Source organism: Paracoccus sp. (in: a-proteobacteria), from assembly GCF_039808215.1.
Taxonomy (GTDB): Bacteria; Pseudomonadota; Alphaproteobacteria; order Rhodobacterales; family Rhodobacteraceae; genus Paracoccus.
The window spans coordinates 1-10,246 of the sequence record NZ_JBDHSP010000090.1 but is presented as its reverse complement, the minus strand read 5'-3'; the positions used below and the strand labels follow the sequence as shown (position 1 = coordinate 10,246).

Annotated in this window: 10 protein-coding genes; 5 read left to right on the top strand and 5 right to left on the bottom strand. The window is 70.3% G+C overall.

Annotated features, from left to right (window positions below):
- Nucleotides 1-38: 38 nt before the first annotated feature.
- A complete protein-coding gene (locus WMK75_RS17055) occupies nt 39-1,085 on the top strand; it encodes an endonuclease/exonuclease/phosphatase family protein (RefSeq protein ID WP_347268791.1) in 1,047 nt (348 codons plus the stop codon).
- A gap of 50 nt (nt 1,086-1,135) precedes the next feature.
- Here the strand turns inward: WMK75_RS17055 and WMK75_RS17050 are convergent, their stop codons facing one another.
- Together WMK75_RS17050 and ychF are read right to left on the bottom strand one after the other, a co-directional pair.
- Nucleotides 1,136-2,071 carry a Hint domain-containing protein gene (locus tag WMK75_RS17050; protein WP_347268790.1) on the bottom strand — a complete coding sequence of 312 codons (936 nt, stop codon included), beginning with the start codon at nt 2,069-2,071 and terminating at the stop codon, nt 1,136-1,138.
- Between the two features lie 170 nt (nt 2,072-2,241).
- On the bottom strand, nt 2,242-3,339 hold the full coding sequence (gene ychF, locus WMK75_RS17045; protein ID WP_347268789.1) for a redox-regulated ATPase YchF: 1,098 nt from the start codon (nt 3,337-3,339) through the stop codon (nt 2,242-2,244).
- Between the two features lie 129 nt (nt 3,340-3,468).
- Here ychF and trpA point away from each other — a divergent pair, with 129 nt between their 5' ends.
- Nucleotides 3,469-4,266 (top strand): tryptophan synthase subunit alpha, encoded by a 798-nt coding sequence (trpA, locus tag WMK75_RS17040; RefSeq protein ID WP_347268788.1) that lies wholly within the window; start codon nt 3,469-3,471, stop codon nt 4,264-4,266.
- 67 nt (nt 4,267-4,333) lie between these two features.
- Nucleotides 4,334-4,951: a glutathione S-transferase N-terminal domain-containing protein gene (locus tag WMK75_RS17035; RefSeq protein ID WP_347268787.1), complete on the top strand. Its 618-nt coding sequence runs from the start codon at nt 4,334-4,336 to the stop codon at nt 4,949-4,951.
- A gap of 19 nt (nt 4,952-4,970) precedes the next feature.
- Here the strand turns inward: WMK75_RS17035 and WMK75_RS17030 are convergent, their stop codons facing one another.
- Genes WMK75_RS17030 through WMK75_RS17020 form a run of 3 tightly spaced genes read right to left on the bottom strand, consistent with a single transcriptional unit; the run spans nt 4,971 to nt 7,788 of the window.
- Entirely contained in the window at nt 4,971-5,531 is a 561-nt protein-coding gene (locus WMK75_RS17030; RefSeq protein ID WP_347268786.1) for a HutD family protein, read from the bottom strand.
- Entirely contained in the window at nt 5,528-6,226 is a 699-nt protein-coding gene (locus WMK75_RS17025; RefSeq protein ID WP_347268785.1) for a response regulator, read from the bottom strand. Before WMK75_RS17025 ends, WMK75_RS17030 begins: the two co-directional genes overlap by 4 nt.
- An 8-nt stretch (nt 6,227-6,234) precedes the next feature.
- Complete coding sequence (locus tag WMK75_RS17020; RefSeq protein ID WP_347268784.1) at nt 6,235-7,788, bottom strand: DUF4118 domain-containing protein; 1,554 nt, start codon at nt 7,786-7,788, stop codon at nt 6,235-6,237.
- Nucleotides 7,789-7,916: 128 nt separating this feature from the next.
- Here WMK75_RS17020 and WMK75_RS17015 point away from each other — a divergent pair, with 128 nt between their 5' ends.
- Together WMK75_RS17015 and WMK75_RS17010 are read left to right on the top strand one after the other, a co-directional pair.
- The gene (locus tag WMK75_RS17015; protein WP_347268783.1) at nt 7,917-9,818 is read left to right on the top strand and encodes a potassium transporter Kup; all 1,902 of its coding nucleotides are present in this window, start codon (nt 7,917-7,919) and stop codon (nt 9,816-9,818) included.
- 64 nt (nt 9,819-9,882) lie between these two features.
- The coding region (locus WMK75_RS17010) for a VOC family protein (RefSeq protein WP_347268782.1) at nt 9,883-10,246 on the top strand (364 nt) is incomplete at its 3' end.

Genomic DNA, 10,246 nt, shown 5'->3' with positions numbered 1-10,246 from the left:
GAGACCCGCATCGCCCAGAGCCAGCCCTGGGTCTGAGCTTGCGCGCCCGCGCCCTGGCCGGCGCGGCCCTGCTGGCGGCTCTGGGCACCGCCGCCGGCGCCGCGCCGCTGCGCATCGCCACCTTCAGCCCCGGCCTGTCGCGCGACGGGCCGGGGCTGCTGTTGCGCGACCTTGGCCGCGAGGATGCGCAGATCGAGGCAGTGCTGCAGGTGATCGCCCAGATCCGCCCCGACATCCTGCTCTTGACGGATCTTGACTGGGACGATGACGGCCGGGCGCTGGCGGCGCTGGCGGCGCGGCTGGCGGCGGCGGGGCTCGACTATCCGCACCGCTTCGCGCCGCGCCCGAATGCCGGCATGGCGACGGACCTGGACCTCGATGGCGACGGCCGCCTGGCCACGGCCGACGACGCCCAGGGTTTCGGCAGCTTTCCCGGCGAGGGCGGCATGGCGCTGCTGTCGCGCCATCCGATCGGGGCAGCAACGGATTACTCGGGCTTTCTGTGGCGCGATCTGCCGGGAAATCTGATGCCGCCCCTGCCCGCGCCGGTGGCGCAGGCGCGGCGCCTGTCCTCGACCGGGCATTGGGACGTGCCGATCGCCATCGCCGGCCGGGCCCTGCATCTGCTGGCGATGTCGGCCACGCCGCCGGTCTTTGACGGGCCCGCGGACCTGAACGGCCGGCGCAACCATGACGAACTGGCCTTCTGGCTGTCGCATCTGCCCGAGGGCGATTTCGTGCTGGCCGGCAATCTCAACCTCGATCCCCTGGACAGCGAGGGCCGGCCCGGGGCGCTGGCCCGGATCATGGCGCATGTCGACGACCCGCACCCGCGCAGCGAAGGCGGCGCGGCGGCCGGCAGCTCCGGGGTGAATGCCGGCCACAGGGGCGACCCGGCGCTGGATACCGGCGACTGGCCGGACGAGCGCGCGCCCGGCAATCTGCGCGTCGATTACCTGCTGCCGCGCAAGGGGTTGAAGGTGCTGGATTCGGGCGTGTTCTGGCCTGCGAACGGGCCGCTGGCCGATGCGGCCAGGGCGGCCTCGGCGCATCGGCTGGTCTGGCTGGACCTCGACTGGCCCTGAACCAGGTCCGGCGACCGGGCGCGGCAGGGCCGCACCCGGTGGCGGCGGCCTCAGGCCACCAGTTCGCGCCGGTTCTGCAGATGGCGCATGGCCAGCTTGCGGCCCTTGCGGCCGCTGGGCAGCGGACGCGCCGGTTCCGGCAGGGCGCCGCCCCGCAGTTCCGGGAACAGGGCCATGATCTCCTCGGCGGCGGCGCGGCCCAGCGATTTCAGCGCCTCGGGCCCGGTATAAAGCGATTCGGTCTCGGCCCCGTTCGAGATCACCACCTCGTGGCGGTCGAACAGCATGTGGAAATATTCGGCCTCATCCAGATCGCTGGCGATGTCGATGCCGTCAAGCATCAGCAGCTGCTTGGCCGCCACCAGCACCTCGTCGGCGCCGAACATGGTGCGCGCCACCGAGGAACGCACCAGCACCCGATGCTGCGGCGAGACCAGCAGATCCGCGGCGGGAACGCCCGCGGCCAGCGCGCCGGCGCGGATGCGGATCGGCCGCAGCTGCGGCGCGGCGGCCAGTTCGCGCCCCGACAGCCCGCGGCTGCCGATCCAGCGCAGCGGCTGCGCCCCGCGATCGCGCGTCAACACCAGATCGCCTGGAACAAGGTGTTCGATGGCGACCGGGCCTTTCGGCGTCTCGATCAGCGTGCCGCGCAGGAAACAGGGAATGCCCTGGGTCGGGTCGTTGTTGCTGCCGATCCTGACGGTGCCGACCGGAAGATTCCTGTCGTTCATCACCAGGTAGTGCCAGACACGATGCGCCGGATCCTCGTTGCCCAGTTCCGGGCTGAACGTCGGCACGAGGCGCCAGCCATCCGGCAGATTGACCTCGGCATAGTCGATTTCCCCGTCTCTCGGGGAGGAATTGACATTGATGCTGCCGAGGAAATCGGGCCCGATATTCACCGTGACCCGATCATCGGTGCCGTTGTTGCCGACAGATTCGTCAAAGCTCCCCGGTCGGTTCGCATCGATCGTGAAGTCCGCCATGTCTGGCCTCCTTGTTTGACTTCTTCAGACAGATTCGAGCGCATCCGGACATGCGGATGCGCGGCCAAGCTACAGCATGGATCCGGCACGTCCAGACCCGACCGGCATTGCGTGACGCCAGACGGTCCGGATCCCGTTGTGACGCAGCGTCACCAGGGGCTTCGCCAAGGTCAGGCGTTGAACAGGAAATGCAGCACGTCGCCGTCCTGCACGGCATAGGACTTGCCCTCGACGCGGAACTTGCCGGCCTCGCGCGCGCCGGCCTCGCCCTTGTGGGCGATGTAATCGTCATAGGCGATGGTCTCGGCGCGGATGAAGCCGCGTTCGAAATCGCCGTGGATGACACCGGCGGCCTGCGGCGCCAGCGTGCCCTTGTGGATGGTCCAGGCGCGGGCCTCCTTGGGGCCGACGGTGAAATAGGTCTCGAGGCCCAGAAGGGCATAGCCGGCGCGGATCAGCCGGTCCAGCCCCGCCTCGTGCAGGCCCATCTCCTCGAGGAACATGCCGGCCTCCTCGGCGGGAAGCTGGCTGATCTCCTCCTCGATCCGGGCCGAGATCACCACATGGCCGGCGCCCTGCGCCGCCGCCATTTCGGCCACGCGCGCCGATTGCGCATTGCCGGTGGCGGCCTTCTCCTCCTCGACATTGCAGACGAAGAGCACGGGCTTCGCGGTCAGCAGCTGCAGCATGTCCCAGGCCCTGCGGTCATCCTCGGCCACGGCGACGCTGCGCGCGGGTTTGCCCAAGTCCAGCGCGGCCTGCGCGGCCTTCAGCAGCCGCTCCTGCGCCAGGGCATCCTTGTCGCCGCCCTTCAGCTTGCGCTGGATATTGGCGAGGCGACGCTCGACCGATTCCAGATCGGCGATCATCAGCTCGGTCTCGATGGTCTCGGCATCGGCCAGCGGATCGATGCGGCCCTCGACATGGGTGACATCGCCATCCTCGAAACAGCGCAGCACATGGGCGATGGCGTCCACCTCGCGGATATTGGCGAGGAACTGGTTGCCAAGCCCCTCGCCCTTCGAGGCGCCGCGCACGAGGCCGGCGATGTCGACGAAGGTGATGCGGGTGGGGATGATCTGCCTGCTGCCCGCGATCCCGGCCAGCCGGTCCAGCCGCGGGTCGGGCACGGCGACCTCGCCCACGTTGGGTTCGATGGTGCAGAAGGGGAAATTCGCCGCCTGCGCCGCGGCGGTCTTTGTCAGCGCGTTGAACAGCGTCGACTTGCCCACGTTCGGCAGGCCGACGATCCCCATGCGAAAGCCCATGATGCACCCCCTTTTTCCGGAAACTCGGGCCTTTTATGGGCGGGCGGCGCGCAAGTCCAGTGGCGGGCCGTTGATCTTTGCCCGTCACCCGGGCTAACCCTTGGCGGTCATGAAGGGGGACCGGGGCGCATGAGCAGAATCGACGACACTTTCGCGCGGCTTGCCGGCACGGGGGGCAAGGCCTTCGTCGCCTACATGATGGGCTGCGATCCCGATTTCGAGCGTTCGCTGCAGATCATGCGCGGCCTGCCGGCGGCGGGCGTGGACATCATCGAACTGGGCATGCCCTTTACCGATCCGATGGCGGACGGCCCGACGATCCAGGCGGCGGGCCAGCGCGCCCTGGCCGCGGGCGGCAGCGTCAGCCGCGTGCTCGAGATGGTGCGCGCCTTTCGCCGGGATGATGCGCAGACGCCGATCGTGCTGATGGGCTATTACAACCCGATCTATGCGCGCGAAGGCGGTGTCGCGCGCTTTCTGGCCGAGGCGGCCGGGGCCGGCGTGGACGGGCTGATCGTCGTCGACCTGCCCCCCGAGGAGGATGCGGAACTGTGCCTGCCGGCGCGGGACGCGGGGCTGAGCTTCATCCGGCTGGCGACGCCGACCACCGACGACCGCCGCCTGCCGGCGGTGGTCAGGAACACTTCGGGCTTTCTCTATTACGTTTCCGTCACCGGCATCACCGGCGGCCCGGCGGCGAACGCGGCCGAGGTCGCCCCCGAGGTGGCGCGCATCCGCGCCAGCGCCGGCCTGCCGGTGGTGGTCGGATTCGGCATCTCGACCCCCGAGGCCGCCGAGGCGGTGGCCGGCGTCGCCGATGGCTGCGTCGTCGGCTCGGCCATCGTGAAACTGGTGGGCGAGGGCCGGCCGGTGCCCGAGATCCTGGGCTTTGTCGCGGAACTGGCCGCGGGCGCGCACCGCGCCTGAGCGGCCGAATCGCTGGCCAGGCCCCGCTGCCATGCTATCACTGACGGCATGGCAGACGGAGGAACCCATGCCCAGACTGATCTATCACACCGGCGCCTGTTCGCTGGGGCCGCATATCGTGCTGGAATGGATCGGCGCCCCCTATGAGGCGCAGAATGTCGAGTTCGGCGCGCCGGAACTGCTGGCCGCCAATCCCGCCGGCGCCGTGCCGGCGCTGATCGAGGACGACGGCTGGATCCTGACCCAGGCCAGCGCGATCCTGAAATACCTTGCCCACAAGCATCCCGAGGCCGGGCTGGGCGGCGATGGCGACCTGCGCGGCCAGGCCGAGCTGGACCGCTGGATGAGCTTCGCCACCGGCGACATCCATTCCTGCTTCTATCCGGTCTTCCTGCCGCAGCGCTATACGCCGCGCAGCGACAAGGAGGCGCTGGCCGAGGCGCAGGAGGCCGGCAAGCAGCTGGCGCGCAAGAAATTCGCCCTGCTCGACAAGCATCTCGAGGGGCGCGAGTGGATGGTCGGCAAGCGCTCGGTCGCCGATGCCCAGGTGTTTCCGATGATCCGCTGGGCCGCTGCGGTGCTGCCCGAGGGCATCTCGGGCTGGAAGAACGTGCAGGCGCTGCACGACCGCCTGGCTGCCGACCCGGCGGTGCAGAGGGTCCTGGCGCGCGAGGCCGGCAAGTAGCGAAAGGGGATCGCGCGGCTCAGGCGCGCGCGATCTCGATCAGCCAGACGCCGGGCAGCGGGCCCAGCGGCTGCGCGGCATCGCTGCCGTCGCAAAGCAGCGCGTCCAGCGGCCCCAGCGCCACCGAGCCGCCCGCCAGGTCCAGCGTCGCCGGCCGGGTGGCCAGCAGCAGCCGCCAGTCCGGGGCGCCGGTGGCGGGCCGGTCCAGACGCGCCAGCCGATGCGTGAAGCTGCCGCGCCGGGTCATCACGTTCAGATCGCTGACCGGCCCCGCCGGCAGGCTGGCATGGCAGGGCACATCGGCGGCAAAGGCCAGCGGCGGGCCCTCGGGGGTCAGGCGGTGCGTGCCACCGTCCAGATGCAGGTCCAGCGCCGTACCGCCCAGCAGCGCAAGGCTGCGGTCGATGCCCGGGAAATCCGAGAAGGCACCGTCCTCGACCACGCCCGCCATGCTGATGCGCCAGCCGAAATCAGCCAGGCCCGCGCCCTGCGGGTGGACGGCGACCTCCAGCGTCTCGCCGCGGCCATTCTTCCAGGGCATGCGCCGGTGGTCGGCGGCGCGCAGGATGCTTTGGCTCATGTCGGTGCCCCTTCGGCTTGCGCCCAGCGATAGCCGACGCCGGGTTCGGTCAGGATCAGTTCCGGTCGCGCCGGGTCGCGTTCCAGCTTCTGGCGCAGCTGGCCGATGAATACCCGCAGATAGGGCACGTCATCGACATGCGCCGGGCCCCAGACCGTCTGCAGCAGCTTGTGATGCGTCATCACCCGGCCGGCATTGGCGGCCAGCGCCGCCAGCAGGTCGAATTCCTTGGGCGTCAGGCGCAGCGCCTCGCCGTCGCGGACGACCTGATGCCCGGCCAGGTCGATTTCCAGCCCGGCCTGGCGGATGGTGCCGGCGCGCGCCCCTGGACGCGAGCGCAAGCCGACGCGCAGCCGCGCCAGCAATTCGCCGATGCCAAAGGGCTTGGCCACGAAATCGTCGGCCCCCAGGTCCAGCGCCATGATCTTTTCCATTTCCTGGTCATGGGCGGACAGCACCACCACCGGCAGGTCCGAGCGCAGGCGCAGCCGCTCGATCACCTCCTTGCCGTTCACGTCGGGCAGGCCGAGGTCGAGGATCATCAGGTCAGGGTCAAGCGCCGCGGCCTGGGCCAGCGCCTCGGCGCCATTGCCGGCCTGGCAGATGTCATAGCCCGCCGCAACCAGCGCATGGCTGAGAAAGCGCTGGATCTGCGGCTCGTCATCGACGATCAGGATCAGCGGCCGGGCGCGCATGGCGGGCCTCAGCCCTGCGCCTCGGGGACGGGCAGCACGAGCGCCAGCACCGCCCCGCCCGAGGCGCCCTGTCGCGCCGTCATCCGCCCGCCCAGCGCCCGGGCGATGCCCTTGCAGATCGGCAGGCCCAGGCCTGCACCGGGCGGCGGACCCGCGGCCTCGTCCGAGCCCAGCCAGTCCGCGACCGCCGGCGCCAGCCCCGGGCCGCTGTCCGAGACCGCCAGCACCAGCTCCGCCCCCTCGACCGCGCCGCTGACGCGGATCGCGCCCGCGGCGTATTTCACCGCATTCTCGACCAGGTTGAACAGCGCCTGTTCCAGCAGCCCGGCCTCGGCGCGGATCATCGGCAGCGGCGCCAGTTCGGCGGCGATCTGCGCCCGCGGCCAGGCGCGGCGCGCGCGGTCCACCGCCGCCTGCGCCGCGTCGCCGGCATCGACCCAGGCCATCTGCGCCGCGATCCCGGCCTGCAGCCGCGTCAGTTGCAAAAGCTTGTCCACATAGCGCGCCAGGCGTTCGGATTCCTCCTCGATCGCCGCCAGCAGGTCGGTCTGCGAGGCCGGCGGCAGCGTCGCGCCCAGTTCGCGCAGCGTCGTCACCGCACCAAGGATCGTGGCCAGCGGCGTGCGCAGGTCATGGGACAAGGATGCCAGCAGCGCCGCGCGCGTCTCTTCGCCGGCTGCGCGGCGGCGCTCGGCCTCGGCCTCCTCGGCCAGCGCCAGGCGCTGCAGCGCGGTTTCGGTCTGGCGCAGCACCACCTCGATGCTTTTCTCGCGCCATTCGCGGTCGTGGCGCTCGGGCGCCAGCCGGGCATGGCCCAGCACCGGGCCGCGCCCGCCCTGCACCTGCAGCGGATAGAAGCTGAGCCGCGAGCCGGCCCAGCCCCGCGCCGAGGCGAACTCCGCCCGCCCGCGGCGAAAGGCATTGTCGGCCGCGTCAAGGTCACGGGCGTCGGGGGCATGGCCCTCGGGCTCGGCCGCCACCAGCCGCAGATGCCCGTCCTGCTGCGCCAGCACCAGCGCCGGCCCCTGCGCCAGCGCCGCCAGATGGCGCACCGCCACCTGCGCCACATCCGCCGCCGTGGCCGCGCCCGCCAGCTCGCCGCTGACGCGCGAGACCACCTCCAGCGCATCGGCCCGGCCCTTGGCGGCATCGACCTGTTCGCGCAGGCGACCGGCCAGCATTCCCGTCAGCCCGGCGGCCAGCAGGAACACCGCCAGCGTGATCAGGTCGCGCGGCTGCGCGATATGCAGCGTCAGATGCGGCTCGACGAACAGGAAGTTGAAGGCGGCGATGGCGCCCAGCGCGCTGGCGATGCCCACCCAGAAGCCGAAGGCGGCGGCGCTGATCAGCACCGCGGTCAGAAACAGCAGGATCGAGACATTCTCGGGCAGCAGATCGTGCAGCCGCGCCGCCGCCGCCGTCACCGCGGCCAGCAGCAGCGCCGCGCCCATGATGCCGGCCGGCCGCGGCGCGGTCATCCAGCGGCGGTCGTCGGGCGGCAGGCGGGGCGGCTCGGGTTTTTCCATGTGCGGATCTGGCGCGAGCCGGGGCCGCTTGTCCATGGTCTTTACGGATTCCTTATGCCGGCACCCGGCTTCCGGGTCGATTCCTTATGCTGCCTTGCGGCAATCTTGTGCATCTGCCGGGGACGATTCCGGCGCCAGGAAAGTGAACACGGGAAAGTGAACGCATGGCCAGCGTGGACGCGCATCCGCACGAAACCGAGACCCGGCGCGCCGGGCTGCTGTCGCTGTCGCTGGCGGCGATCGGCGTGGTCTATGGCGACATCGGCACCTCGCCGCTTTACGCCTTCCGCGAGGCGATGCATGCCACCGGCGCCCGGCATGGCGGGGTAAACCCCGCGGATGTGCTGGGCGTGCTGTCGCTGATCATCTGGACGCTGTTCCTGATCGTGACGGTGAAATACGTGCTGATCCTGATGCGCGCCGACAACGAGGGCGAGGGCGGCACGCTGTCGCTGCTGGCGCTGGCGCAGCGCGCGCTGGGCCGGCCCAACCGGGTGATCCTGACCCTGGGCATGATCGGGGCGGCGCTGTTTTACGGCGATGCCGCGATCACCCCGGCGATCTCGGTGCTGTCGGCGCTCGAGGGGCTGAAGCTGGTAACGCCGGCCGTCGATCCCTTCATCGAGCCGATCGCCGTCGCCATCATCATCGTGCTGTTTCTGGTGCAGAACCGCGGCACCGAGGCGGTGGCGCGCTTCTTTGGCCCGATCATGCTGGCCTGGCTGCTGGTCATGGCCATGGGCGGCACCAGCTGGCTGCTGCGCGCCCCCGAGGTGCTGGCGGCGGTGAACCCGGTGCATGCGGTGCGCTTTGCCATCGGCAACGGCACGCTGGGGCTGATCGTGCTGGGCGCGGTGTTCCTGGCGGTGACCGGGGCCGAGGCGCTTTACGCCGACATGGGCCATTTCGGCCGCAAGCCCATCCAGGTCGCCTGGCTGTTCGTGGCCTTTCCGGCCCTGCTGCTGACCTATTTCGGCCAGGGCGCGCTGGTGCTGTCCGATCCCGGGGCGCTGGAGAACCCGTTCTTCCTGATGTTCCCGGCCTGGGCGCTGCTGCCGGTGGTGCTGCTGGCCACCATGGCCACGATCATCGCCAGCCAGGCGGTGATCACCGGCGCCTATTCGCTGACCCGCCAGGCGGTGCAGCTGCGCATGCTGCCGCGCATGAAGATCCGCCACACCTCGGACGAGCATCTGGGCCAGATCTTCATGCCGGGGGTGAACCGGCTGCTCATGGTGGCGGTGCTGGCGCTGGTGGTGATCTTCGGCTCGTCCTCGGGGCTGGCCGCGGCCTATGGCATCAGCGTCACCGGCACCATGGTGATCACGGCGCTGCTGGCGATGATCGTCGCGCACAAGCACTGGCGACTGCCGCTATGGCTGTCGGTGGCGATCATGGCGCCGTTTCTGGCGCTGGATCTGACCTTCCTGGGCGCGAACCTGCTCAAGGTCACCGAGGGCGGCTATGTCTCGCTCAGCATCGCCGCCGCCATGCTGATCGCCATGGCCAGCTGGATCCGCGGCACCAATATCGTCGCCGCCAAGGACCGCGAGGCGGAACTGCCGCTGGGGGCGCTGCTGTCGCAGATCGAGCGTTCGAGCTCGATCGCCACCATCCCCGGCACCGCGGTCTATCTGACCTCGACGCCCGATCTCGCGCCCAGCGCGATGCTGCACTGCCTCAAGCATTTCAAGTCGCTGCACGAGCAGAACGTGATCCTGACCATCTCGACCGCCGAGGTGCCGCGCGTGGCCCAGGCCAGCCGGGTGCGCATCGAGGACATCAACGAGCGCTTTCGCCGCGTGGCGCTGGTCTATGGCTATGCCGAGGAACCGGACGTGCCGCAGGCGCTGCTGCAATGCCGCCGCCAGGGCTGGAAATTCGACATCATGGCGACCTCCTTCATGCTGTCGCGGCGCCGGCTGCGCATCTCGACGCGCAGCCGCATGCCGAACTGGCAGGCCAAGCTGTTCATCGCGCTGTCCAGGAACGCGGCCGGCGCCTCGGACTATTTCCGCATCCCCGCCGGGCGCGTGGTCGAGATCGGGGCCCAGATGAACATCTGACGGCCTTGCCCGCGGCCGCGCCCTCGGCCATGGTCGCGCCATCCGCCCCGACAGGAGAAGCCCCATGGCCAAGGCCATCCACAGCATGATCCGCGTCCTCGACGAGGCGCGCTCGCTGGCCTTCTACCGCGAGGCGCTTGGCCTCGAACTGGCCGAGCGGCTGGATTTCCCCGGCTTCACCCTGCTCTATCTTGCCAATCCGGAATCGGAATTCGAGCTGGAGCTGACCGTGAACAAGGACCGCAGCCAGCCCTATGACCCGGGCGACGGCTATGGCCATCTGGCGGTGTCGGTGCCCGATGCCGCGGCCGAACATGCGCGCCTGACCGCGGCCGGGCTGGACCCGCGCAAGCTGGTCGATTTCGCCCCGGCCGGAGAGATCATCGCGCGGTTCTTCTTCGTCGCCGATCCCGACGGCTACCAGATCG